The organism is Actinomadura citrea (assembly GCF_013409045.1).
Taxonomy (GTDB): Bacteria; Actinomycetota; Actinomycetes; order Streptosporangiales; family Streptosporangiaceae; genus Spirillospora; species Spirillospora citrea.
The window spans coordinates 2,218,757-2,241,965 of the sequence record NZ_JACCBT010000001.1; the positions used below are offsets into that span (position 1 = coordinate 2,218,757).

Consider the following 23,209-nt stretch of genomic DNA (forward strand, 5'->3'; position numbering starts at 1 on the left):
CCGCCGCCGCGGCCGATCCAGGGAAGGCGCTGGCGACTTCCGCCATGGCGGGAACCCGACAAACGGACCGGGAACCCGTAGGTTTAGGACGTGTCCGATTCGCCGCTCCTGGAGGGACTCGGGGTGACCGCCGCCGAGGAGGCGGCGTACCGCGCCCTGCTGCGGGAGGGCCCGTCCACCCTCGCCGACCTCGCCGCCCGCCACGGCGCGTCCGTCGCGGCCCTGCGCCGCCTCCTGCCGCGCCTTGAGGACCTCGGGCTCGTGACCCGCCTGGCCGGGCGTCCGCTGCGCCTCCTCGCCACCCCGCCCCACGTCGCGGTGGAGGCCCTCGTCGCCAGCCGCCAGGAGGAGATCGCCCGCAGCCGCGCCGCCATCGGCCCGCTCCTGGCCGAGGCCGCCCCGCACCCGGAGGAGCTCGTCGAGGTCGTCAGCGGCCGGACGGCCGTGTCCCGCCGCTACCTGCAACTCCTCAACGGCGCCCGCGACGAGCTGCTCGTCCTCGTCCAGCCGCCGTTCGCGACCGACGCCGCCGTCTCCAGCGACGAGCAGGAACGCACCATGCGCCGCGGCATCACCGTGCGCGGCATCTACGGCCCCGAGGCCTTGGACGAGCCGCACGCCCTGGACCACGTCCGCCGCGCCGTCGCCTCGGGCGAGCAGGCCCGCCTCGGCGCCGTCCCCATCAAGCTCGCCGTCGCCGACCGCCGCACCGCGATGCTGCCGCTCACCTCACAGCACGCCAGCTCGGTCGACAGCTCCCTGATCGTCCACCCGTCCGCCCTGCTGGACGCGCTGGTCTCCCTCTTCGAGGCCCTGTGGCGCTCCGCCGTCCCGCTCCCCGGCGAGGACGCCCCGGACGACGCCGTCCTCGCCCTCCTGGCCGCGGGCCTCACCGACGACGCCATCGCGCGCCGTCTCTCCATCAGCACCCGCACCGTCCAGCGGCGCGTCCGCGACCTCTGCGACCGCCTCGGCGCCCGCACCCGCTTCCAGGCCGGCGCCCTCTACACCCACCACCTGGACCGCTGAGCAGGCTCGATCCGTGGTCGAGCGCCGGGGGCGCATCGGGGTCCGGCTGACGGGCCCGGCTCCGCGGCCGCATCCTGGAACCTGACGTGGGTCGCCCATCGTGAGGTCATGGCCGCTTCGCCGCCGGTCACCTATTTCCTAGTTTATCGACCGGTGTAGTTGATAAATCCGCGTTCTCCCGCACGGTCCCTCTTGCCGGTTCGCGGAACCGGTGGTCGATCGCTCCCAGAGCACTCGCCACCGGTTCGCGGAACCGGTGGCTTGGCGCTCGCGGAGCGCTCGGCCCCTCACAACCTAGAGGCAGGACCATGTCCCTTTCACCCGTCCTCTACCAGCGGCTCGCCGGTAGAGGACTCATCGTGGCCAGCCTGCTGTCGGCAGGCATCGGCTACGCCTTCACCACAAGTTATTCGGCGTTGGAGGTGGCGGCACCGATGCAAGCGGCCGGTGCCATCGCTCTCTGCGCGCTGATGCTGATCGTCGGCCGGAATCCGTTCAGGCGTTATCAGCGCCCCATGTGGGCTCTGATCGGCCGCCTGGCCGGCGGAAACGCGGTCGTCGCGGTCGTGTACCCGTTCGCCGCGCGGCGCCTGAACCTGGGCACCGTCGCCGCCGTCGTGGTACTCGGCTACCTTTCGGTGGGCTTCAGGAGGATCTGGCGCCTGAGGGCCACCGCGTGGGGATTCAAGCACCTGTGCGGGCGCGTGCTCGTGCTGGGCGGGATCGTCATGCTCAACTGGCCCCTGGAGGGCGAGATCGTGGGGCTGCTGTGCGCTCTCGTCAGCGCAGGGTGCGTCTGGAACACGATCACCGTGCTGGGGAAGATGAAGAAACACGGACTGGAGGACCAGGGCGCCGCGATCGCCAACCTGCTGTCGGCACCGCTTCTCTTCGGGGCGGTGTTCCTGCTGCGGGGCGGTGACTGGGTCTCCTGGGACCTGTTCTCCGCGGCCGGGCTGGCAGGTCTGCTCGCACTGATGCTGCCGGTCCTTCTGACCAACGCCGCGCTCCGCCGTATCTCGGAGCTCGACGTGGGTGTCATGCAGTCGCTCTCGACGCCGGTCCACGCCATGGTGGCGCTGGCCGGCGCCGCGCTGGGGTGGCTCGCCTCCGACCAGCGGCTCACCTTCTTCCCAGGGTGGGTCGCCATCCTCCTGGTCGCGGGTGCCGTCTTCGGAGTCTCCTCTCTCAAGGAGCCTTCCGGCGACGTGCTCCACGCCAGGACGCAACACAGCGGCGACTGACGACGCCGCTCAGCGGCAACTGACGACGCCGCTCATCCGCAACGGCGGAAAGGGGCCCCCTTTCCGCCGTTGCACCTCCGCCGCGCCCGCCAGCTGCCCGAACCCGGGGTCGATCAGGCCAGGTCGTGCTCGCCGGCCTTGACCGAGCGAGTGAAGGCCGACCACGCGGCGACGCCGAAGGTCAGCTTCGGCCCCTCCACATCCTTGGAATCCCGCACCCCCACCACCGGCGACAGGTCCGCCACCTCGACGCAGTCACCGCCCTGGTGATCGCTGTAGCTGCTCTTGCGCCACTGGACGGTCTGCCGGTCGTTCATAGGCTCTCCAACGCAGTTCTGATCACGGCTTGTGACTCCTTAATGGGGAGCGCGTTGCCACGGACCATCTCCCAGCGTAGAGCGAATCCTGTCACTTTGTCGGGCCGTTCGATCAGCGTGCCGACTCCGGCCGACTCTGAATATGCGAGAGCAGCGCCGTCGAAGCCAAGGATCGTGAAACTGCCGCCCAATCCGGCGTGATAGCCGAGCTGCTGCGGAACCACGTTGAGCATGATGTTTCGGCGTTCTCCAAGCTCAAGGAGAAACTTGAGCTGCCCTTTCATTACGCCACGTCCTCCGACCATGCGGTGGAGCACGGTCTCATCCAGGGTGAAGCACACGAAGGGGGGAGGGTCTCGTAAGAGCACGGCTTGTCGTGCTAGACGCTTTTCCACCAGTTCATCAACACTTGTTACTCGGTCAGATCCCAGGATAGCGCGAGCGTATTCTTCGTTCTGAAATAGTCCGTTCACAAGCAGGGCGGAGAATATGCGGATTGAGGACGCTTTGTTCTCTCGTTCGGCGTACTCCGGGAATCCTGGAGGAAGTGAAGTCTGTAGCTCGACATCGTTGGCGAGTTTCCATAGACGGTGGAAAATTCCATCGGTCTTGAAGTAGGTGTCGAGGTCGTGGGCGCTCTGCTCGGAGACCTTGCGTCCGCTCTCCATGGTGCTGATCCACTGCGGGGTGCAGCCGAGCGCGTCCGCCAGCTGCCTGCCGGTCAGGCCGGCCTTCTCGCGCATGCGACGGAGCTCGGTGCCGAAAAAGATGCGCGCTTGATTCTCGCTCATGGGAAGCCTCCGGGGGTTAATCGGGGGGTGCGGTTGAGTTGATCTCGGTGGGACTTGAGCGGGGGTGCTGCGAGGTCACTACCGCACTTTTACTCTCCCCGTGAGACTGGTCGCAAGTGTTTTCGACGCGGCAGCGGGCGGGAGGTTTCGAGATGTCCAGGTCGTCGGAATCGAAAGGCTTGGCGACGGGGCGAATGCCCCTAATGTCTGATTGGTTCGGCGAATTCTCGGGAGACGGGCTGATCGCTCGGCGGGGCGCCACGCTGAGCCCCTATCAGGTCCTTAACGGGTGCCTGGGGGAGGTCCAAGCGCGAGACAGGGACGAACTGTGGTTGCTCTGCGACGCCCAGACGCGCCTGTTGGAACGAATCGCGCTCGCGGAGTTCCTGAGGGGGCGGCCGTGAGTGTTCCAGAGCACGAGTCCCCGGCCGTCGAGTCGTACGTGCGTCTGCAAGTCCTGGGGATGCACCTCAGGGCGCACGGGTTCACGATCCACCACGTGGCGGGCGGACTGGTCGTCCGCAACATGACGTCCAGTGCGCGAAGCCGCTGCGGGGCCAGGGGAGTGTCCGGCGACACGATCACCTGCCGCCCGCGCGAGGAGGACGAGGGCCGCTACTGGTACTTCACGTCCTGGCGGCAGCCCATCGCCGAGGCCGAGCGCATCACCGACGCCCTGGTGATGATCAAGGGCTATCTGGGAGCGCCCGGATGAGGGCCGAGGACCGACTCCCGCGGGCCGAGGCGGCCGCCTACCTCGCCGCGCTGCGGCGGGAGTTCCCGGCGTTCGGCATCGTCGCCGACCCGGACCGTCCCATCTGGATGGCGGTCCGGGGCGACGACGTCTTCATCCGGGCCACCGACGGCCACGTCCTCCGCCAGAGACTCCTGGAGATGGCGAACCGGTGAGTCCCGGGCGCCGCACCCGCGCGGTCTCCCCTCACCGCGCCCAGGTGCGACTTGTGGTCGCGTGGGGCCCACCGCGCGAAAACCTCACCAAGATGCTAACTGTTCGTTACTGATCGACTACCTAGTGACATAGTGGGGAAGGGGTTCCCGCATCCCTTATCCGAGGTGCGTGGGAGGCGATGCCCCGATGAGCGAGATCCCGACCCTGTCCGGCACGACCGCTCCGCCCGGCCTGCCCAGCACGATCGTCCGGCCCGGTGACAAGCGGTATCCGGCGCTCAGCCGCGGGTTCAACCAGCGGTGGATCGGAGAGCCGGAGTACGTGCGGCTGGTCCGGTCGCCGGAGGAGGCGCGGGCGGCGCTCGCCGAGGCGGTGCGCGAACGGCCGGTGGACCCGCGGCGGACGCGGATCGCGGTGAAGGCCGGAGGGCACTGCTACGAGGACTTCGTCTGCGGCTCCGACGTGAGGGTCATCCTCGACGTGAGCCCGATGTGCGGGGTGTTCTACGACGCCGGGATGCAGGCGTACTGCGTGGAGGCCGGGGCGACGAACCGGCACGTCTACAGCCACCTGTACCCGGTCAGCGGCAAGGCGCTGCCCGGCGGGTCGTGCTACTCGGTCGGGCTCGGCGGGCACATCCCGGCGGGCGGGTTCGGGCTGCTGTCGCGGCAGCACGGCCTCACCGTCGACTACCTCTACGCGGTGGAGGTGGCGGTGGTGGACGAGCACCAGAACGTCGAGCTGGTGGTGGCCCGGCGCGACGACGGCGACCGGCGGCTCCGCGACCTGCTGTGGGCCCACACCGGGGGAGGCGGCGGGAACTTCGGCGTGATCACCCGGTTCTGGTTCCGGGGACTCCCGCAGCCGCCGAAACAGGTGCTGCTGACGGCGCTCGCGTGGGACTGGAAGGACTTCACCAAGGACGAGTTCGCCGCCCTGCTGGGGGCGTTCGGGGAGTACTTCCGCGACCACCAGGACCCGTCCACGGCGGCCGGGAAGCTCTTCGCGATGCTGAAGCTCAACCACGTCAGCAACGGCCAGATAGGGCTGCTGGCCCAGGTGGACGTCGACGACCCCGACGGGGCGAGGGCGATGACCGACTTCATCGTGGCCCTGGACGGGCGCATCGGGCCGGCGGCGAGGCCGATGCGCACGATGATGGGCGAGCACTTCGTGCACCTGGAGATCCCGCGCGTGATGCCGTGGCTGACCGCCACGCAGGCGCTGAACGCCAGCGGCGAGAACCGCTGCGGAAAGTACAAGTCGGCCTACCTGCGCAGACCGTTCACCGGGCGCCAGATCGACGCGATGTGGGCCTATCTCGGCAACGAGAAGTACGCCGACTATGTGAACGAGCAGGCGCTCATCCAGGTCGACTCGTACGGCAGCGCCGTCAACAGGCCGCTGCACAAGACGGCGGCGCGGCAGCGCGATTCCATTATGAAACTGCAGTACCAGGTGTACTGGACGCAAAATGACGTCTACGAGGACACGCACATCGCGTGGATCCGCGACATCTACAAGGCGACGTTCGCCGCGACCGGCGGCGTCCCCGTCGCGGACGGCGAGACCACGGACGGCTGCTACATCGGCTATCCCGACGCGGATCTGAACGACGGGCGCTGGAACGAGTCGTCCCAGACGTGGGAGACCCTCTACTACAAGGACGCCTACGCGAAACTCCAGGAGGTCAAACGGCACTGGGATCCGGGAAACGTGTTCCGGCACGCCCAGTCCGTCCGCCCCTGGGAGCCGGAGTAGCGGCACGGGCCCGTGGCGCAGCGTCACGGATCATCTCGCCTTTATTGCATTCGCTGCCAATACTTGCGGCTGTGACGGCGGGGACAGTAGTTTCGTCGGGCGAGCGGAGCGTCGGGCCGGGCGTGGTCCGAGCGGCTGGGGAGTCATGAAGAAGCGTACCGACAGGAAGATCGCCATCGCGGGCACCGCGGCGGCGGCCGTGCTGCTGCCCACCGTCATGGTCGGCCTCGCGCAGGCCGGCGTGGGAATCCCGAAGGGCAAGTCGGAGGCCAGCGGGAACTCCAAGCCGATCCCCTCCTTCGGCCCCGCGACGCAGCCGTCGGTCCCCGGCGGCGCGTCCGCCTCCCCGACGAAGTCGCCGGGCGCGGCGAAGCTGCCCAGCGTTCCGCTGAACAGCAACCCGTTCCGCACCGGCGGAGGGTCGCCGAGCCCGACCGACCCCGACAGCAACACCGCCAACCGCGGCAAGAAGCCGCAGATGCCGTCCGGTGCCGGGTCGGGCAAGTACGCCAAGGCCCCCGACGGCGCCGCCATCACGGGCGTCAAGAAGATCAGCTCGCGGATCTTCGACGTCACGATCGCCTCGCCGGCGCTGGGCGCCGCCGTGAAGGCCCGCGTGATGGTCCCCAAGGGCTGGAAGGCCGGCGCCACCAAGTCGTGGCCCGTCGTGTACGCCTACCACGGCGGCAACAACAACTACCTGTCCTGGACCAAGGACTCCGACATCGAGCACGTCATCGGTGCCTACGACGCGATGGTCGTGATGCCCGAGGGCGGCTGGAACGGGTCCTACACCAACTGGTTCAACGGCGGTAAGGGCGGCATCCCCGAGTGGGAGACGTTCCACATCGGCGAGGTCATCCCGCTGATGGAGCGCAACTTCCACGCCGGGTCGATGCGCGCCGCGATCGGCCTGTCGTCCGGTGGCCAGGGCGCCATCACCTACGCCGAGCGGCACCGCATGTTCAAGTACGCCGCCTCCTACAGCGGCGCCCTCAACATCACCGCACCCGGAATGCCGATCATCCTGACGTCCATGAACCGGGACGCCGGCACCGCCATCTGGGGCGACCCGATCACCGCGCGGGCGAACTGGCGGGCGCACGACGCGACCGTCATGGTGTCCAAGCTGAAGGGCGTCGGCGTCTACGTCTCGTCCGGCAACGGGCAGCCCGGCCCGCACGACAAGGCCGACACCCCGCCCCACGACGCGGGGCGGATCGGCGAGCAGCTGGCCGGCACGATGAACGAGAACTTCGTCGCCGCCGCGCGGAAGGCGGGCGTGCCGGTCACCTCCCACCTGTACGGGCCCGGCATGCACAACTGGAAGTACTGGCGCATCGAGCTGGCGCGCAGCTGGCCGACCATCGCCAGGTCCATCGGCGCCCGCAAGTCCTGACCGGCGGCCCGGCGGACCGGGGAGCGGCACGGTGAAGGGGTTCGCCCGGCGGGAGTTCCAGCTCGTGCTGCTGCGGCGCATGGCCGACTACCAGCCGGGCCTCGTCGAGGACGCGATCCGGTCGCTCGGCGCGTCGCGCACGGAGATGCGCGAGGTCAACGCCCGGTGGCAGCGCATCCTGCGGTCACGGACGTTCCCGCGCGGCCGCCGCCGCTACGAGACGGTCCTCGGCCCGCCCGCCGGGGTCGAGGAGCGCCCGATCGGCGACGTCGCCTGCGAGGTGGCGTGGTGGCCGCCCCTCGCCCTGTGGCCCGGCCTGCGCTTCGAGATCATGATGGGCCCGGACGGCACGGTCATGCAGGAGTGGCTCGTCCGGGACGACGGCGTGCCCGTCCCGCCGCTGGAGACCGTGGACGACCTCGCCCCCTGGTCCTGCGTCGTCGGCGACCTGGACGCGCGCTTCGGCGCGGTCGCGCACCAGGACGGCGAGGTCCCGAGCCGCTGGCACGCCACGCTCACGGGCCCGGACGGCACCGCCTTCGTCGCGCACTTCGTCTGGGGACTCCTCCAGACCGTCGAGAGCATCTGAAACGGTCCAAAACCCGACAACCCCTCCGATATTGGGGTGATCTTGGCGTTCTGTGTCCCTGGAGATGACGGACCCGTCCTTAGCGTGGGGAGATCTGAGCTCTGAAAGGACGGCGATGCCCGAGGTGACCGTGTACGCCCCCGGATATCCCACCTGGGCCGAACTGGCCAGTCCGGACGTCCACGCATCCAAGCGGTTCTACACCGAGCTGTTCGGCTGGTACGTCTACACGCTGGCCGGCGACCTCGACGACTACTCGATCTTCACCCTGGGCGGCGTCCAGGGGCCGGAGGTCGCCGGCATGCAGCCGCTCGCGGACGACTCGATGGAGCCGACGTGGACGTGCTACTTCCGGACCGACGACATCCCCGCCACGCTCGACACCGTGCGCGCCATGGGCGGGCACGAGCTGAGCGAGCCCACCGACCTCGCCAACCTCGGGCGGATGGCCCACTGCGCCGACCCCGAGGGCGCCGACTTCGCCCTGTGGACCCCCCACGACTTCGAGGGCGCGGGCGTCATGGACGAGCCGTCCGCGATGTGCTGGATGGAGCTGGCCTCCCGTGACCCCGAGGGCGCCCGCCGCTTCTACGGGGAGGTCTTCGGCTGGACGGCCGTCGACCGCTCCTACTTCACGCCCGGCTACACCAACTGGAAGGTCGGCGAGTGGTCCGTGGCGGGCATGGTGCCGCTGGGGGAGTGGTGGCCGGCCCAGTTCGAGCCCCACTGGATCCCCTACTTCTGGGTCTCCGACTGCGACGCCATCGCCGCGCGGGCGGCCGAGTTGGGGGCGGTGATCCATATCCCGCCGACCGACATCAAGCCCGGCCGCATCGCCGTCATGACCGATCCGTGCGGGGCGCGCCTGGCCGTCCTCACCCCGGCCGCCGGTTCGCGCCTCACCCTCCGTCCGCACGGATGACCGCGGCCCGCCGCTCGCCCTGCGAAGACGCGAACATTGGGGTGATCTTGGGGATTTGCGTCAGCGGGGATTGCGCGGGCGTCCCTAGCCTGGAGGCGTGCGCGCCACAGGGGTGCGGCGATGCCGGAGGTGACCCATGCCCGAGGTGACCGCGTTCGCCCCCGGTCATCCGTCGTGGGCCGAGCTCGCGAGTCCGGATCCGGAGGGGTCCGGGCGGTTCTACCGCGCCCTGTTCGGCTGGTACTCCTACACGCTGACCGTGGGCGACCTCGGCGAGTACGAGATCTTCACCCTGGGCGACGTCCAGGGCCCCGAGGTCGCCGGGATGCAGGCGCTCGCCGACGACTCCGGGACGGCCTCCTGGACGTGCTACTTCCGGACCGACGACATCCCGGCCACGCTCGCCGCCGTGCGCGACGCGGGGGGCCTGGAGACGATGGAGCCCACCGATGTCGCCGACCTCGGACGGATGGCCCTGTGCTCCGACCCCGACGGTGCCGACTTCGCGCTCTGGTACCCCTACAACCTCAAGGGCGCGGGCGTCGTCGACGAGCCGTCCGCGATGCTCTGGGTGGAACTGGCCTCCCGCGACATCGAGCGCGCCCGCCGCTTCTACGGGCAGGTCTTCGGCTGGAGGGCCGTCGACCGCGACTACTACGACACCGTCTACACCGACTGGAAGGTCGGGGACTGGGCGGTGGCCGGCATGGTCTCCATGGAGGAGCTCTGGCCGCCCGGCCATCCCCCGCACTGGACCCCGTTCTTCTGGGTGTCCGACTGCGACGCCTCCACCGCCCGCGCCGCCGACCTCGGCGGCCGCGTCCGCATCCCGCCGACCGACATCAAGCCCTGCCGGTTCGCCATCGTCACCGACCCGACCGGCGCCCGCCTGGGCCTGGTCACCCCCACGACGGACGTCCAGGCCGAGCGCAGCCGCCCCTGACGACCCGCCCGGCCCGGGTCAGCGGCCGAGGGGTCCGGGCCCGAGGGAGGCCGATCCGGGCGCGGGCGGGGCGTCCTGGGAGTGCAGGCGGCCGAGGAGCATCAGGACCAGCTCGTCGATGACCTCGTCGAGGGTGGCCTCGACCCATCCGGCGGTCCAGTCGTGCAGGAGGCCGTTGATGCTGCCGATGAACGCGGTCGCGGCGATCCGGTAGTCGCGGTCGGTGATCTCACCGCGCTCGGCCGCGGCGGCGGCCTCGGCGCAGATGAACTCGACCCATCGGGCGCGGCGGGTGAGGCGCTGGCGGTCCAGCCGGGGGCTGACGCCGATGATCTCGACGAACGCGATCCGGATGCGGGCCCGGTCGGCGGTGATGCTGGCGGCGTAGGCGCGGAACAGGTGGGCCGTGCGCTCGGCGAGCCCGAGGCCCGCGACGGACGGCAGCGCGGCCACGACGTCCCGCTCGGCCGCGTCGTTGACCTCCAGGTGCAGCTCGGCGAGGAGGTCCTCCAGCGTGCTGAACTCCTCGTAGAACTGGCGGGTGGACAGCCCGGCCGCCTCGCTGAGCGCCGCGACCGTGGTCGCGCGGTAGCCGGGGCCGCGGCCGAACATCTCCAGCCCGGCGTCGAGGAACCGGCGGCGCCGCTCGGCCCGCCGCTCGGCCGCGGACCGGCCGCCGTACCTGCCGGTCGGTGTCGCGCGCCTGCCCGCCACGTGGCTCCCTCCCTCCGTCCGGACGGCATTTTCCCGCAAACCGGTGTTGTGTCACGCATCACCTCGCTGTGGTCTCGCTCACCGGGCCCGCATCGGCGCCGCCCCCGAGCCGCCCGCGGGCGGTCGGCCGGACAGCCGCCTCAGCAGGTCGCGGCTCGCGGCGGCCATCGCCGGGGGGACGTCCAGCTCCTCCAGCATGGCCGCCGCGGCCTCCATCTCGGCGGCGCGGCGGGCGGCGTGCCGGTACGTCCCGGCGACGAGCCGGTCCACGGTGTGCTCCCCGGCCGCCGCCAGCTCCGCGACGATGTTCTCGCGCAGCCAGTCCTCGCAGCCGGCCGCCCGCGCCGCCTCAAGCGCCTCGACGACCGACCCGGCCAGCCCCTTGAAGAACACGCTGCGCAGCAGCTTGCGCCCGGCCGCCGCGCCCGCCTCCGCGTCCAGCACCTCGATCCCGGCGCCGAGCGGGGTGAGGAGCGCGGCGACGTCCCCGGCGCCCTCCGCGCAGGCCAGCATCGGCGTGCGGAGCCCGCGTCCCGGCACCGGCGCCATGATCGCCACATCGGCGAACCGGACGCCGGCCCGCCGCGCGAGCGCGTCCAGTTCCCGCTTCAACCCGGGCGACCCGGTGTTCAGGTCGGCCCAGACGGCGTCCCGGGCGGCGCCGGCGCCAGCCCTGAGCGCAGCGACCGCGTCATGCGCGCTGTTGACGCTCAGCACCAGATCGGCCCCGGCGGCGGCGTCGGCCTCGCTCCCGGCCTGGATGATTCCGCCGGACGCCGCGACGGCCGGGTCGTGGCCGCGCACCACAGCCCCCGCCGCCACGAGGTCGCGCGCGATCGCGCCGCCCGCCTCACCGAGCCCCAGTACGGCGATCACCGTCATGCGTCCTCCTCCGCGGCGGGACGGTCCCGCGAACCGCTACCCTAGATCGCGACAAAATTGGCGACAATCCCGGAGACCCCCGTGAGCGACGTGACGGCCGCGATCCGCGAGGCGATCCTCGGCGGCGAGTTCGTGCCGAACCAGCGGCTGGTCGAGGCCGACCTGTCGGAGCAGTTCGCGGCGAGCCGCGCCGGCGTCCGCGCGGCGCTCGCCGTACTCGCGGGCGAGGGCCTGGTCGAGCGCGTCCAGAACCGGGGCGCCCGCGTGCGCGCCGTCTCCCTGGCGGAGGCCGTCGAGATCTCCGAGGTCCGGATGGTGATCGAGGGGCTGTGCGCGGCGAAGGCCGCCGAGCGCGCCGCCCCCGCCGAGGTCTCCGAGCTGCGGGCGATCGGCGAGGAGATGCGCGCCGCCGTGGCGTCCGGCGACGTGCTCGGCTACTCCCGGCTGAACGAGCGCCTCCACCGCCGCGTCCGCGAGATCAGCGGGCAGCGGACGGCCTCGGGCGTCCTCGAACGCCTGCGCGCCCAGGGCGTCCGGCACCAGTTCAAGCTGGCCATGCACCCGGGCCGCCCCCAGAAGTCCCTCCCGCAGCACCTCGCCATCATCGACGCGATCGCCGCCCACGACCCGGCCGCCGCCGAGCAGGCCGCCCGCGCGCACCTGCGCAGCGTCATCGAGGCCCTCGGCGAGATCGCCTCCTAGCCGGAAAACCCTTCGCGCCGGCCCTCCTCCGGCCGTTACGGTCGGCCTGCCGCGCGACACGATCTTGTCCGGCGGCGGTCGTCATCAGAGAGAACCAGGAGGATTCCCGATGACAACAACCACAGCCCTTGCTCTGACCAAGGTTCGCAACATCGGGATCATGGCGCACATCGACGCCGGCAAGACGACGACCGCCGAGCGGATCCTCTTCTACACCGGTGTGTCGCACCGGATCGGCGAAGTGCACGACGGCAACACCGCGCTCGACTACACCAAACAGGAGCGCGACCGGGGCATCACCATCACCTCCGCGGCGACGACCTGCCGCTGGACCGTCGAGGACGCCCGCGGCGCGGCCGGCGCCGAGCACACGATCAACCTGATCGACACGCCGGGCCACGTCGACTTCACGATCGAGGTCGAACGGTGCCTGCGCGTCCTCGACGGCGCCGTGGCCGTGTTCGACGGCGTGGCGGGCGTCGAGCCGCAGTCGGAGACGGTGTGGCGCCAGGCCGACCGCTACGGCGTGCCGCGCATCTGCTTCGTCAACAAGCTCGACCGCGCCGGTGCCGACTTCCAGCGCTGCGTCGACATGATCCGCGAGCGGCTCGGCGCCGTCCCGCTGGTCGTGCAGCTGCCGATCGGCGCCGAGTCCGGGTTCGCGGGCGTCGTCGACCTCGTCTCCGGGCGGGCGCACGTCTGGCCGGACGACCGGCACGCCGTCGTGGACGTCCCGTCCGGCATGGCCGAGGACGTCCGCCGATGGCGCGGCAGGCTCGTCGAGACGGTCGCCGAGCGCGACGAGGAGGTCATGGAGCTGTACGTGGGCGGTGCGGAGCCGTCGCCGGAGCAGCTGCACGCGGCGATCCGCCGGCTCACGGTCGCCTCCGAGATCACCCCGGTGCTGTGCGGCAGCGCGTTCCGCAACAAGGGCGTCGAGCCCCTGCTGGACGCGGTGGTGCGGTACCTGCCGTCGCCGCTCGACGTCGCGCCGCCGGAGATCGGGGACGCCCTGGAGCGGACCCCGCTCTCCGCGCTCGCGTTCAAGATCGTGAGTGACCGGCACCTGGGGCGGCTCACCTTCGTCCGGATCTACACCGGGCGGCTGGTGGCGGGCGCGAGCGTGCTCAACAGCGTCAAGACGCGCAAGGAGCGGATCGGCAAGATCTACCGCATGCACGCCGACACGCGCGAGGAGATCGCGTCGGCGGGCGCGGGCGACATCGTCGCGGTGATGGGGCTCAAGCAGACCACCACCGGCGAGACGCTCTGCGACGAGGCGCGCCCGGTGGTCCTGGAGTCCATGGACTTCCCGGCGCCGGTCATCGAGGTCGCGATCGAGCCGCGCTCCAAGGCCGACCGGGAGAAGCTGGGCGCCGCGATCCAGCGGCTCTCGGAGGAGGATCCGTCGTTCCAGGTCCACGACGAGGAGGGGCAGACCGTCATCGGCGGCATGGGCGAACTCCATCTGGAGATCCTCATCGACCGCATGCGGGAGGAGTTCCACGTCGAGGCGGCCGTCGGCCGCCCGCGCGTGGCCTACCGCGAGACGATCCGCACGGCCGTGGACCGGGTCGACCTCACCCACCGCAAGCAGACGGGAGGCAAGGGCCAGTACGCGAAGGTGCAGATCGCCGTCGAGCCCGTCGAGGACGGGTACGAGTTCGTCAACCGGGTCACCGGCGGACGGATTCCGAAGGAGTTCATCCCCTCGGTGGACGCGGGCTGCCAGGAGGCGATGCGCTTCGGCGTCCTCGCCGGGCACGAGATGACGGGCGTGCGGGTCACGCTGCTGGACGGCGACTTCCACCCCGTCGACTCGTCCGAGCTCGCCTTCAAGATCGCCGGTTCGCTGGCGTTCGGGGAGGCGGTGCGGCGCGCGTCCCCCGTGCTGCTCGAACCGGTGATGACCGTCGAGGTCACCGCCCCCGAGGAGCATCTGGGCGCGGTGATCGGCGACCTCAACGCCCGCCGCGGCCGGATCGAGGGGACCGACGAGCGCGCGGGCGCCCGGGTGGTGCACGCCCTCGTACCGCTGTCGGAGATGTTCGGCTACGTCGGGCACCTGCGCGGCATGACGTCGGGCCGCGGGGTGTTCACCATGCGGTTCGCGTCCTACGCGGAGGTCCCGGCCGCGGTCGCCCGGACCCTCGTCTCGGGCTGATGTGAAGGGGGCCCGGCTCTCGCCGGGCCCCCTTCTTCACGCGCCGGCCAGACCTCGCCGAGACCTGCGCCACACGGGGTGTACGGGGTGCGGACACGGGAATCGTCGGTCGCGGAGCCACCGGCCCACTAGTCTCTGCCGGGGCGGGACGCCGGGTCCCGCCGGTCCGCGAGGAGGAGCCCCCAGGTGTTCGAGTCGGTGCTCGTGGCCAACCGCGGCGAGATCGCCGGGCGGATCGTGCACACCGCCCGCGCGATGGGGCTCAAGACGATCGCGGTGTACTCCGCGGCCGACGAGGGCCTGCCCTTCGTCGCCGAGGCGGACGAGGCCGTCCTGATCGGGCCCGCCGAGCCGTCCGGCAGCTACCTCAACGCCGCCGCGATCCTGGAGGCCGCGCACCGGACCAACGCGCAGGCCGTCCATCCCGGCCACGGGTTCCTCGCCGAGAGCGCCTCGTTCGCCCGGCAGGTCGCCGACCGCGGCCTGGTCTGGGTCGGCCCGCCGCCGCTCGCCATCGCCCGGATGGGCGACAAGATCAACGCCCGGAACCTGATGAAGGAGGCGGGCGTCCCCGTCGCCCCCGGGGTCTGGGAGCCCGTGCCGGACGCGGCGACGGCGGTCGAGGAGGCCGAGCGCATCGGCTATCCCGTCATGGTGAAGCCCGCCGCGGGCGGCGGCGGCATCGGCCTGGCCGCCGTCCACGACGAGGCGTCGCTGCGCAAGGCGTTCGAGGAGGCCCGCGCCGCCGCCGAACAGATCTTCGGCCGGGGCGACATCCTGCTGGAACGGTACGTCGAGGGCGCCCGGCACGTCGAGGTGCAGATCCTCGGCCTGGCCGACGGCACCGTGCTCGCGCTGGGCGAGCGCGAGTGCTCCGTCCAGCGCCGGTACCAGAAGGTCGTGGAGGAGTCCCCGTCCCCCGGCATCACCCCGGCGCTGCGCGAGCGGATGCTGGCCGCCGCCGTCCGCGCGGGCGAGGCCGTCGGCTACCGCGGCGCCGGCACCGTCGAGTGCCTGGTCGACCCCGCCGCCCAGGAGTTCTCCTTCCTGGAGATGGACACCCGCCTCCAGATCGAGCACCCGGTCACCGAGATGGTCACCGGCATCGACCTCGTCGAGCAGCAGTTCCGCATCGCCGCCGGCGAACCGGTCTCGTTCACCGGCGCCGCCCCGCGCGGGCACGCCATCGAGTTCCGCGTCCAGGCCGAGGACCCGCGGCGCTTCCTGCCCGGCACGGGCGAGATCACGGTGTGGGAGGAGCCCGTCGGCGACGGCATCCGCATCGACGCGGGCTACGCCGAGGGCACCACCGTCACCCGCCACTACGACCCGCTGCTGGCCAAGCTGTGCGTCCACGGCGACGACCGCGCCCACGCCCTGGCCCGCGCCCGCGCCGCGCTGGAGGCGTTCCACATCGAGGGCCCGCCGACGAACCTGCCCTTCCTGCGCGAACTACTCGACCGCCCGGAGTTCGCGACCGGAACCTACGACACCGGGCTGGTCGCGCGCATGCGCGGCCCCCAGGCCCCCTGAGCACCGCCCCCGCGCCCGTCGTAGAGTGACGCCGTGTACTGCGACCGCTGCGGCGAGCCCGCCGAGGGCGACCACACCCCCTGCCGGACCGCCCGCCGGATGGAACCGCCCCGCTACTGCCCCCACTGCCGCCGCCGCCTGATCGTCCAGGTGACCCCCACCGCCTGGACGGCCGAATGCTCCCAACACGGCCCCCAGGAACCCGCAGGTCAAGCCCCGTAGTGGTAACGGCAGGCGGCGATGCGGATCTCGTTCTCGCCCAGTTTGTAGACCAGGCGATGCTCGTCGGTGATCCGGCGCGACCAGTAACCATGGAATCCGTGCTTCAACGGCTCTGGCTTGCCGATACCGTCATTGCCGTTGCGCTGGATGTCCTTGAGCAGGTTATTGATCCGCTTGAGGATCTTGCGGTCCTCGGTCTGCCACCAGACGTAGTCGTTCCAGGCGCTCTCGTCCCAGACCAGCTTCATTCGGCGAGAGGCCGCTCGACTCCGGCTCCGTGCTCCAGACGGTCTATGGAAGCCAGCAGCCGCCGGGCGTTCTCGGGGCTCCTGAGCAGGTAGGCGGTCTCCTTCAGTGACTCGTAGTCGTCGAGCGCCACGATGACCACCGGCTCGTGCCCGGCACGCGTGATGATCACTTCTTCGCGGTCGTCGACGACCGCGTTGAGCGTCTCGGCGTAATGCGCGCGAGACTCCGAGTACGTCATCGTCTTCATGTCACACCTCCATACGTACAAGAAATTGTACGTTGAGCCAGGGTGTTCGGCAACTGGTCAGGCGACGTCCTGGCAGGAGGACTCGGCGGGGAGGAGGGGGCGCAGGCGGACAGAATAGGTCTGGCCGCCGCTGCGCCACGCGGTGTCCGGGCTTGTACCGGGGACCTTCCCGGCCGGGGCCACCGTGCAGACCGCACCGGCCACCTGGACGCCCTTGCCGAGCGGCTCCAGCGGCCACGTCCTGACGGTGGCGCTTCCCGTGGGCGGCCCGGCGAGCACGGCGGTCTTCCGCGGCTTGTAAGGTCCGGGCTTCCCGGCGAGGTCGGACGCGGGCCAGGCGGCCGGGTCGAGGCGCTTGAGGAAGCGTCCCTCCGGGCCCGCCTGCGCCTCGGGCTGGACGATCCGGGTCGTCGCGCCGTCCATGGCGACCACGATCGTGATCGCGTCCGTGACGCCGCCGGGCCCGACCGTGTGGGAGCGGGCGAGGCCGGCCGCGCGGGCCTCGTCCAGGAGGCGCCGCAGGGCTTCGGGCCTCAGGCGGTACTCGGTCGGCCCGCCCTGGGCCGAGGCCACCGCGCGGCCCGTGGAGTAGAGGGAGAAGTCGGGAAGGCTTCCGGGGCCGCCGAGACCGGCGATGCCGCCGGTCCTGCGCCACCGCAGGACGAGCTTCTCGCCCGCAGGGGTGTCCTTGACGGGGGACGAGGCCGTGGTGGAGGCGGGGGCGGAGGGCCCGGCGGTGCCGGAGCCGTCGCCGCAGGCGGCCGACCCGGCGCAGGCGACCAGGACGGCGCAGGCGAGTGCCGGCACTCGGTGGGAGCGTGTGTACGGACCGGCCATGACGGTTGGACGCTCGGTGCCGCGCCCCGGTTCCGCCGATTCCGGGAACACCCGGCGACGGGCCGGTTCCGGGCCCGCGCTAGTGTGCCGATCTGTGAGTGTGCTCGTTGTGACCGGGACCTGCACGGGTGTGGGGAAGACCGTCGTCACCGCGGCGCTGGCCGCGGTCGCCGCCGCGCGCGGCGCGTCGGTCGCCGTCGTCAAACCCGGTCAGACCGGGGTCGGCGGCGGGGAGCCGGGCGACCTCGACGAGGTCCGCAGGCTCGCGGGGATCGACGACGTGCACGAGTACGCGCGGTTCCCCGACCCCCTGTCCCCGGCCGCGGCGGCCCGGCACGCGGGGATGCCGCCCGTCCGGCTGCCGGACGTCGCCGAGCGCGTCGGGGACCTGGCGTCCGGGCGGCGGCTGGTGCTGGTCGAGGGGGCGGGCGGGCTCCTCGTCCGCTACGACGAGGAGGGCGGCACGATCGCCGACCTCGCGCGCTGGCTCGGCGCCGCCGTCGTGGTGGTGGCCCGTCCGGACCTCGGCACGCTCAACCACACCGCGCTCACCCTGGAGGCGATGGCGCACCGCGGGGTGCAGCTCGCCGGGGTGGTGATCGGCGCGTGGCCGGACGCCCCCGACCTCGCCATGCGCAGCAACATCCGCGACCTGGAGACCATCGCGGCCCGCCCGCTGTCGGGCGCGCTGCCCGCCGGCGCCGGGGCCCTGGACCCGGCGGAGTTCCTCGTGGCCGCGCACCGCGGCCTGGCCCCCTCGTTCGGCGGCGGATTCGACGCCGCCGCCTTCCGCGCCGCCTTCGGCCTCGACAAGGAGAACACGTGACGGACATTCTCGACATCGCGCGCCGCCAGGTCCTGGACGAGGGCGAGGGCCTGTCGCAGGGGCAGGTGCTGGAGGTGCTGAACCTGCCGGACGACCGGCTCCAGGACCTGCTCGCGCTCGCCCACGACGTCCGGATGCGGTGGTGCGGGCCGGAGGTCGAGGTCGAGGGGATCGTGTCGCTGAAGACCGGCGGCTGCCCGGAGGACTGCCACTTCTGCTCGCAGTCCGGCAAGTTCGAGTCGCCCGTCCGGTCGGTGTGGCTGAACATCCCCGAGCTGGTCGAGGCGGCGAAGGAGACCGCCGCGACCGGCGCCACCGAGTTCTGCATCGTCGCCGCCGTGCGGGGACCGGACGAGCGGCTGATGTCGCAGGTCCGCGAGGGCGTCAAGGCCATCAACGACGCCGTCGAGATCAACATCGCGTGCTCGCTCGGCATGCTCACCCAGGCGCAGGTGGACGAGCTGGCCACGATGGGCGTCCACCGCTACAACCACAACCTGGAGACGGCCCGCTCCCACTTCCCGAACGTGGTCACCACGCACGCGTGGGAGGAGCGCTGGGACACCCTCCGCATGGTCAAGGACGCCGGCATGGAGGTGTGCTGCGGCGGCATCGTCGGCATGGGCGAGAGCGTCGAGCAGCGCGCCGAGTTCGCCGGGCAGCTCGCGGAACTGGAGCCCGACGAGGTCCCGCTGAACTTCCTCGCGCCGCGCCCCGGCACCCCGTTCGCCGACTACCCGCTGGTCGAGGGCACCGAGGCGCTGAGGACGATCGCCGCGTTCCGGCTCGCCCTGCCCCGCACCATCCTGCGCTACGCCGGCGGCCGCGAGCTCACCCTCGGCGACCTCGGCACCCGCGAGGGCATGCTCGGCGGCATCAACGCGGTGATCGTCGGCAACTACCTCACCACCCTCGGCCGCCCGGCGCGGCAGGACCTGGAACTGCTCACCGAGCTGCAGATGCCGATCAAGGCCCTCGGCCGGACGCTCTGAGACCCGCCGCGCGGCGGGTCAGCGGCTCAGCCGGGTGATGAACTTGTAGCGGTCGCCCCGGTACAGGGACTGGGCCCACTCGACCGGCTGGCCCGTCGTGTCGAAGGCGTGGCGGGACAGCAGCAGCATCGGCAGGCCGACGTCCACGCCCAGGAGCTGGGCGTCGTGCGGGGTGGCGAGGACGGTCTCGATCGTCTCCTCGGCCTCGGTGAGGTGGACGTCGTAGGCGGTCGCGAGCGTCTCGTACAGGGAGTGGTGGCGCGGCAGCTCGCGGCGCAGGCCCGGGAAGCGGCGGGCCGGGAGGTGCGAGGTGTCGATCGACATCGGCTCGCCGTCGGCCAGCCGGAGGCGGTGGATCCGCAGCACCCGGCCGCCGGGGCGGATGCACAGGAGGTTGGCGAGGCGCTCGTCGGCGCTGACGTAGCCGGCCTCCAGGATGCGGGTCTCGGGGCGCAGCCCGTGGTGCCGCATGTCCTCGGTGTAGCTGACGAGCTGGAGTTCCTGGGCGACCTTCGGCTTGGCGACGAAGGTGCCCTTGCCCTGGATGCGCTGGAGGCGCCCCTCCACGACCAGCTCGGCGAGGGCCTGCCGGACGGTGGTGCGGGACGTCTCGTACTTCTCCGCGAGGGTCCGCTCGGGCGGCAGCGGGCTGCCCGCGGGAAGCGACTGGATCAGCTCGACCAGCAGTTCCTTGAGCTTGTAGTACTTGGGGATCCGGGGCGCCTGGTTCGGGTGGCGCTTACCGATGTCGCCGAGCGAGACCCGGTCGAAGCCGTGCTCGAACCCGCCCCCGTGCCGGGGCCCGCCTCTGACCTCCGTCACGGCATCTCCTCACGTTCATCACCGGTTTCCCCGATGTTATGGGTGAAGACTACGGCCGGTAGAGGAGGCGATTTCCGCCAGGGCCGCCCGCAATCGTGTGAGGTCGGACTCGTCCAGCGTGGCGCGTGCGGTGAGGCGCAGGCAGGCCCGGCCCTTGGGAACCGACGGCGGACGGAAGCAGCCGACGCGGAGACCGTGCTCAGCGCAGATCTCGGCGGCCCGCACCGCGGCCTGCGGCTCGCCCAGGAACACGGGGACCACGGCCGCCGCGGGCGGGGCCGTTTCCAGGCCGGAACCGGCCGCCAGGTTTGAGATCGCCAGGGCCCGCTCGCGGGCCCTGCCGGGCAGCCCGGGGTCGGATCCGAGCACGTCCAGCGCGGCGAGGGCGGCGCCCGCGGCGGGCGGGTTCAGCCCGGTGTCGAAGATGAACGACCGTCCCGTGTCGACCAGGGCGTCGATCACCTCGGGGGCCCCGAGGACCGCCCCGCCCTGCGATGCCAGGGACTTCGACAGCGTGAGGGTGAGGACCACGTCGGGCTCGCCCGCGAGGCCGGCGGCGTGCGCCGCGCCCCGGCCCCCGTCGCCGACGACGCCGAGCGCGTGCGCCTCGTCGACCAGCAGCAGCGCCCCGTGCGCCCGGACGGCGGCGTGCAGCGCGCCCAGCGGCGCCAGGTCGCCGTCGACGGAGAACACCGCGTCGGTGACGACGACGGCGTGGTCCTCCTCGCGCTCGGCGAGGGCCCGCTCCGCGGCGGCGGCGTCCCGATGCGGGACGATCACGACGCGGGACCGCGACAGCCGGCACGCGTCCACGATGGAGGCGTGGTTGACCTGGTCGGACACCACGAGCGTGTCAGGCCCGGCGAGCGCGGTGACGGCGCCGAGGTTGGCGAGGAAACCGGAGGAGAACACCAGGCCGGCGGCGCTCCCGGTGAACGCGGCGAGCCGCCGGTCCAGCTCGGCGTGCAGCTCCGTCGTCCCGGTGACGAGGCGCGAACCGGTGGAGCCGGTGCCCCACTCGCGCGCGGCGGCGACGGCGCCCTCCACGAGCCGCGGGTCGCCGGAGAGCCCGAGGTAGTCGTTGGACGCCAGATCGGTGAGCCCGTCGGGCCGGGGGCGCAGCGACCGGCGCAGCCCGGCGGCGGCGCGCCGCCCGGCGGCGTCCCGGAGTCTGGCCAGGGGGTCTCGTACTGCGGTCATGCCGGGCATCCTGCCAGGTGGCCCCGGAGGCGGGGCCACCTGCCCTCGGACAGAAAACCATCGGCGATGATGGTCGAGTGCCTACCTTGACCGATCTGGTCCGCGACCACACCGACCTCACCGACACCGATCTGGAGTGGCTGCACGCGCTGGTCTCGGACTGGCAGCTCCTGGCCGACCTGTCGTTCGCGGACCTGCTGCTGTGGGTGCCGCTGCGGTCGGCGGACGCGCTGCCCGCCGACGGGACGTCCCGCGCGGGCCGGAGCAGGCCGGGCGTGCTCGACACCGGCGCGGCCGTCCCCGGCTGGGTCGCGATCGCGCAGATGCGGCCGACGACCGGGCCGACCGCCTACCCGGAGGACCTCGTCGGCAAGGTCGTCCGGACGGGCCGCCGCGGGCTGATCGACGTGGCGTGGCGGGAGCGCCGGATCGTCCGCGAGGGCGACCCGGAGTGGGGCAGCGGCATCCCCGTCCGCGAGGAGTCCATCCCGGTGCGCCGCGGCGCCAAGATCCTCGGAGTGATCCAGCGCAGCACCAACCTCAGCTCGGCGCGCACCCCGTCCCGGCTGGAGCTGACCTACCTGCAGAGCGCCAGCGACCTCGCCACGATGATCTCCGAGGGCCGGTTCCCGGTGCCCGGCGAGGAGCCGAACATGGTCCGCTCGCCGCGCGTCGGCGACGGCCTGATGCGGCTGGACCGCGCCGGCAAGGTCACCTACGCCAGCCCCAACGCCCAGTCCGCCTACCGGCGGCTCGGCTACCCGACGGACCTGGTCGGCGAGGCGCTCGGGCAGGTCACCGCGGACCTGTGCGACACCGGCGAGCCGATGGAGGAGGCGCTGAGCGTCGTGCTGTCGGGCCGCGCGCCCCGCGAGGTCGAGGTCGAGTCACGCGGGTCGATCATGCAGCTGCGCACGATCCCCCTCGTCGTCGGCGGGACGCGGATCGGCGCCGTCGTGCTGTGCCGGGACGTGACCGAGCTGCGCTGGCGCGACCGGGAGCTGATGACCAAGGACGCCACCATCCGGGAGATCCACCACCGGGTGAAGAACAACCTGCAGACGGTCGCGGCGCTGCTGCGGCTCCAGGCGCGCCGGCTGCGGATCCCGGAGGGCCGGGCCGCGCTGGACGAGGCCGTCCGGCGCGTCGGGTCGATCGCGATCGTGCACGAGACGCTGTCGCACACCCCGGACGAGCTGATCGACTTCGACGACATCGCCGACCGGGTGATCACGATGGCGGGGGAGGTGTCCACCCCGGAGACCAAGGTCACCCCCAAACGGACCGGGAGCTTCGGCGTCCTGCCCGCCGAGATCGCGACGCCGCTGGCGATGGCGCTCACCGAACTGCTGCAGAACGCCCTGGAGCACGGCCTGGCGAACCGGTTCGGGACCCTGGAGGTCGTGGCGCACCGCTACGGGGAGGGGGAGGTCTCCAAGGATCCGGGCGGCGCTTCGTTCTGGGGCGAGTGGAAGGCGGCCGGTGCGAACGAGCCCCGCGCCCCGGGCGTCGAGCCCGAGCACCCGTCCGGCCGCCGCCTCGTCACCGTCATCGCGGACGACGGCGTCGGCCTGCCCGCCGACTTCGACATGGAGAGCACCGAGAGCCTCGGCCTGCAGATCGTCCGCACCCTCATCGTGGGCGAACTGGGAGGCGACCTGGACTTCCGCCCCCGCGAAGGCGGCGGCACCGAGGTAGTGGTCGACATCCCCCTGGACCACCACCACGGCCCCAGTCGTGCCTGATCGGCGTCCGCTCGAACCGTCAGCGCGGCCAAGCCGTTACTGCACCCAGCGGAACCGGCACCTCAGCCGTCAAATACCAAAAGGTCTGCGATCGCGTGCGAAGCCAGTTTCAAGCAAAGCAAGAAACTGATCGCGCAGCGAGCCGCGAGGCGAGTCGGAGCGATGCCAG

At 71.8% G+C, this 23,209-nt stretch carries 25 protein-coding genes; 16 read left to right on the forward strand and 9 right to left on the reverse strand.

The annotated features are described in order from the left end of the window. The first annotated feature begins 90 nt into the window (after positions 1-90). Both BJ999_RS10450 and BJ999_RS10455 read left to right on the forward strand, forming a co-directional pair. The gene (locus BJ999_RS10450; protein WP_179833115.1) at positions 91-1,029 is read left to right on the forward strand and encodes a helix-turn-helix domain-containing protein; all 939 of its coding nucleotides are present in this window, start codon (positions 91-93) and stop codon (positions 1,027-1,029) included. A 359-nt stretch (positions 1,030-1,388) separates the two neighbouring features. Then, complete coding sequence (locus BJ999_RS10455; protein WP_179833116.1) at positions 1,389-2,273, forward strand: DMT family transporter; 885 nt, start codon at positions 1,389-1,391, stop codon at positions 2,271-2,273. A 113-nt stretch (positions 2,274-2,386) separates the two neighbouring features. Here the strand turns inward: BJ999_RS10455 and BJ999_RS10460 are convergent, their stop codons facing one another. Together BJ999_RS10460 and BJ999_RS10465 are read right to left on the reverse strand one after the other, a co-directional pair. Continuing rightward, positions 2,387-2,590, reverse strand: coding sequence for a DUF397 domain-containing protein (locus BJ999_RS10460; protein ID WP_179833117.1), 204 nt, complete (start codon positions 2,588-2,590; stop codon positions 2,387-2,389). Further along, complete coding sequence (locus tag BJ999_RS10465; RefSeq protein ID WP_179833118.1) at positions 2,587-3,381, reverse strand: helix-turn-helix domain-containing protein; 795 nt, start codon at positions 3,379-3,381, stop codon at positions 2,587-2,589. Before BJ999_RS10465 ends, BJ999_RS10460 begins: the two co-directional genes overlap by 4 nt. Positions 3,382-3,781: 400 nt before the next feature. On the opposite strand from BJ999_RS10465, the gene BJ999_RS10470 reads away from it, so the two are divergent. The 7 genes from BJ999_RS10470 (at position 3,782) to BJ999_RS10500 (ending at position 9,905) form a co-directional block, all read left to right on the forward strand. After that, entirely contained in the window at positions 3,782-4,096 is a 315-nt protein-coding gene (locus BJ999_RS10470) for a hypothetical protein (RefSeq protein ID WP_179833119.1), read from the forward strand. Next, positions 4,093-4,290 carry a hypothetical protein gene (locus tag BJ999_RS10475; protein ID WP_179833120.1) on the forward strand — a complete coding sequence of 66 codons (198 nt, stop codon included), beginning with the start codon at positions 4,093-4,095 and terminating at the stop codon, positions 4,288-4,290. Before BJ999_RS10470 ends, BJ999_RS10475 begins: the two co-directional genes overlap by 4 nt. A gap of 187 nt (positions 4,291-4,477) precedes the next feature. After that, complete coding sequence (locus BJ999_RS10480; protein ID WP_179833121.1) at positions 4,478-6,052, forward strand: FAD-binding oxidoreductase; 1,575 nt, start codon at positions 4,478-4,480, stop codon at positions 6,050-6,052. Between the two features lie 145 nt (positions 6,053-6,197). Next, positions 6,198-7,451, forward strand: coding sequence for an alpha/beta hydrolase (locus BJ999_RS10485; protein ID WP_179833122.1), 1,254 nt, complete (start codon positions 6,198-6,200; stop codon positions 7,449-7,451). 31 nt (positions 7,452-7,482) lie between these two features. After that, positions 7,483-8,040, forward strand: a complete 558-nt coding sequence (locus BJ999_RS10490; RefSeq protein WP_218935019.1) for a hypothetical protein — start codon at positions 7,483-7,485, stop codon at positions 8,038-8,040. A 115-nt stretch (positions 8,041-8,155) separates the two neighbouring features. Further along, on the forward strand, positions 8,156-8,962 hold the full coding sequence (locus tag BJ999_RS10495) for a VOC family protein (RefSeq protein ID WP_179833123.1): 807 nt from the start codon (positions 8,156-8,158) through the stop codon (positions 8,960-8,962). Between the two features lie 136 nt (positions 8,963-9,098). Then, positions 9,099-9,905 carry a VOC family protein gene (locus tag BJ999_RS10500; RefSeq protein WP_179833124.1) on the forward strand — a complete coding sequence of 269 codons (807 nt, stop codon included), beginning with the start codon at positions 9,099-9,101 and terminating at the stop codon, positions 9,903-9,905. A gap of 18 nt (positions 9,906-9,923) precedes the next feature. Here BJ999_RS10500 and BJ999_RS10505 read toward each other — a convergent pair whose 3' ends face one another. Both BJ999_RS10505 and BJ999_RS10510 read right to left on the reverse strand, forming a co-directional pair. Beyond that, positions 9,924-10,619, reverse strand: coding sequence for a TetR/AcrR family transcriptional regulator (locus tag BJ999_RS10505; protein WP_179833125.1), 696 nt, complete (start codon positions 10,617-10,619; stop codon positions 9,924-9,926). A 78-nt stretch (positions 10,620-10,697) separates the two neighbouring features. Next, positions 10,698-11,501: a DUF1932 domain-containing protein gene (locus BJ999_RS10510; RefSeq protein WP_179833126.1), complete on the reverse strand. Its 804-nt coding sequence runs from the start codon at positions 11,499-11,501 to the stop codon at positions 10,698-10,700. An 81-nt stretch (positions 11,502-11,582) separates the two neighbouring features. On the opposite strand from BJ999_RS10510, the gene BJ999_RS10515 reads away from it, so the two are divergent. The 4 genes from BJ999_RS10515 to bsaP all read left to right on the forward strand — a co-directional run bounded on the left by BJ999_RS10515 (position 11,583) and on the right by bsaP (position 16,122). Continuing rightward, positions 11,583-12,203 (forward strand): GntR family transcriptional regulator, encoded by a 621-nt coding sequence (locus BJ999_RS10515; protein ID WP_229810486.1) that lies wholly within the window; start codon positions 11,583-11,585, stop codon positions 12,201-12,203. A 109-nt stretch (positions 12,204-12,312) separates the two neighbouring features. After that, positions 12,313-14,367, forward strand: coding sequence for an elongation factor G (gene fusA, locus BJ999_RS10520; RefSeq protein WP_179833127.1), 2,055 nt, complete (start codon positions 12,313-12,315; stop codon positions 14,365-14,367). A 186-nt stretch (positions 14,368-14,553) separates the two neighbouring features. Then, a complete protein-coding gene (locus BJ999_RS10525) occupies positions 14,554-15,900 on the forward strand; it encodes an acetyl-CoA carboxylase biotin carboxylase subunit (RefSeq protein ID WP_179833128.1) in 1,347 nt (448 codons plus the stop codon). A 33-nt stretch (positions 15,901-15,933) separates the two neighbouring features. Next, positions 15,934-16,122: a biotin synthase auxiliary protein BsaP gene (gene bsaP, locus BJ999_RS10530; RefSeq protein ID WP_179833129.1), complete on the forward strand. Its 189-nt coding sequence runs from the start codon at positions 15,934-15,936 to the stop codon at positions 16,120-16,122. On the opposite strand, the gene BJ999_RS10535 is transcribed toward bsaP, so the two are convergent. Genes BJ999_RS10535 through BJ999_RS10545 form a run of 3 tightly spaced genes read right to left on the reverse strand, consistent with a single transcriptional unit; the run spans position 16,110 to position 17,425 of the window. Further along, positions 16,110-16,370: a Txe/YoeB family addiction module toxin gene (locus tag BJ999_RS10535; RefSeq protein WP_179833130.1), complete on the reverse strand. Its 261-nt coding sequence runs from the start codon at positions 16,368-16,370 to the stop codon at positions 16,110-16,112. The two genes, bsaP and BJ999_RS10535, sit on opposite strands and share 13 nt — an antisense overlap. Next, the gene (locus BJ999_RS10540) at positions 16,367-16,618 is read right to left on the reverse strand and encodes a type II toxin-antitoxin system Phd/YefM family antitoxin (protein WP_179833131.1); all 252 of its coding nucleotides are present in this window, start codon (positions 16,616-16,618) and stop codon (positions 16,367-16,369) included. Before BJ999_RS10540 ends, BJ999_RS10535 begins: the two co-directional genes overlap by 4 nt. A gap of 57 nt (positions 16,619-16,675) precedes the next feature. Continuing rightward, on the reverse strand, positions 16,676-17,425 hold the full coding sequence (locus BJ999_RS10545; RefSeq protein WP_179833132.1) for a hypothetical protein: 750 nt from the start codon (positions 17,423-17,425) through the stop codon (positions 16,676-16,678). Between the two features lie 124 nt (positions 17,426-17,549). On the opposite strand from BJ999_RS10545, the gene bioD reads away from it, so the two are divergent. Beyond that, the gene (gene bioD, locus BJ999_RS10550) at positions 17,550-18,281 is read left to right on the forward strand and encodes a dethiobiotin synthase (RefSeq protein ID WP_179833133.1); all 732 of its coding nucleotides are present in this window, start codon (positions 17,550-17,552) and stop codon (positions 18,279-18,281) included. Continuing rightward, complete coding sequence (gene bioB / locus BJ999_RS10555; protein ID WP_179833134.1) at positions 18,278-19,273, forward strand: biotin synthase BioB; 996 nt, start codon at positions 18,278-18,280, stop codon at positions 19,271-19,273. Before bioD ends, bioB begins: the two co-directional genes overlap by 4 nt. Before the next feature lie 18 nt (positions 19,274-19,291). On the opposite strand, the gene BJ999_RS10560 is transcribed toward bioB, so the two are convergent. Together BJ999_RS10560 and BJ999_RS10565 are read right to left on the reverse strand one after the other, a co-directional pair. Further along, positions 19,292-20,020: a GntR family transcriptional regulator gene (locus BJ999_RS10560; protein ID WP_179838451.1), complete on the reverse strand. Its 729-nt coding sequence runs from the start codon at positions 20,018-20,020 to the stop codon at positions 19,292-19,294. Positions 20,021-20,131: 111 nt separating this feature from the next. Next, positions 20,132-21,304, reverse strand: coding sequence for an 8-amino-7-oxononanoate synthase (locus tag BJ999_RS10565; RefSeq protein WP_373292786.1), 1,173 nt, complete (start codon positions 21,302-21,304; stop codon positions 20,132-20,134). Positions 21,305-21,372: 68 nt separating this feature from the next. Here BJ999_RS10565 and BJ999_RS10570 point away from each other — a divergent pair, with 68 nt between their 5' ends. Further along, positions 21,373-23,040 carry a sensor histidine kinase gene (locus tag BJ999_RS10570; RefSeq protein ID WP_179833136.1) on the forward strand — a complete coding sequence of 556 codons (1,668 nt, stop codon included), beginning with the start codon at positions 21,373-21,375 and terminating at the stop codon, positions 23,038-23,040. The last annotated feature ends 169 nt before the right edge of the window (positions 23,041-23,209 follow it).

Excerpts from the sequence above, each read along its gene's own strand:
- BJ999_RS10510 (WP_179833126.1), bottom strand. The coding sequence starts at position 11,501 with ATGACGGTGATCGCCGTACTGGGGCTCGGTGAGGCGGGCGGCGCGATC.
- BJ999_RS10540 (WP_179833131.1), bottom strand. The coding sequence starts at position 16,618 with ATGAAGACGATGACGTACTCGGAGTCTCGCGCGCATTACGCCGAGACG.
- BJ999_RS10495 (WP_179833123.1), top strand. The coding sequence starts at position 8,156 with ATGCCCGAGGTGACCGTGTACGCCCCCGGATATCCCACCTGGGCCGAA.
- BJ999_RS10465 (WP_179833118.1), bottom strand. The coding sequence starts at position 3,381 with ATGAGCGAGAATCAAGCGCGCATCTTTTTCGGCACCGAGCTCCGTCGC.
- BJ999_RS10460 (WP_179833117.1), bottom strand. The coding sequence starts at position 2,590 with ATGAACGACCGGCAGACCGTCCAGTGGCGCAAGAGCAGCTACAGCGAT.
- BJ999_RS10485 (WP_179833122.1), top strand. The coding sequence starts at position 6,198 with ATGAAGAAGCGTACCGACAGGAAGATCGCCATCGCGGGCACCGCGGCG.
- BJ999_RS10535 (WP_179833130.1), bottom strand. The coding sequence starts at position 16,370 with ATGAAGCTGGTCTGGGACGAGAGCGCCTGGAACGACTACGTCTGGTGG.
- BJ999_RS10480 (WP_179833121.1), top strand. The coding sequence starts at position 4,478 with ATGAGCGAGATCCCGACCCTGTCCGGCACGACCGCTCCGCCCGGCCTG.
- BJ999_RS10500 (WP_179833124.1), top strand. The coding sequence starts at position 9,099 with ATGCCCGAGGTGACCGCGTTCGCCCCCGGTCATCCGTCGTGGGCCGAG.
- BJ999_RS10475 (WP_179833120.1), top strand. The coding sequence starts at position 4,093 with ATGAGGGCCGAGGACCGACTCCCGCGGGCCGAGGCGGCCGCCTACCTC.
- BJ999_RS10565 (WP_373292786.1), bottom strand. The coding sequence starts at position 21,304 with ATGCCCGGCATGACCGCAGTACGAGACCCCCTGGCCAGACTCCGGGAC.
- fusA (WP_179833127.1), top strand. The coding sequence starts at position 12,313 with ATGACAACAACCACAGCCCTTGCTCTGACCAAGGTTCGCAACATCGGG.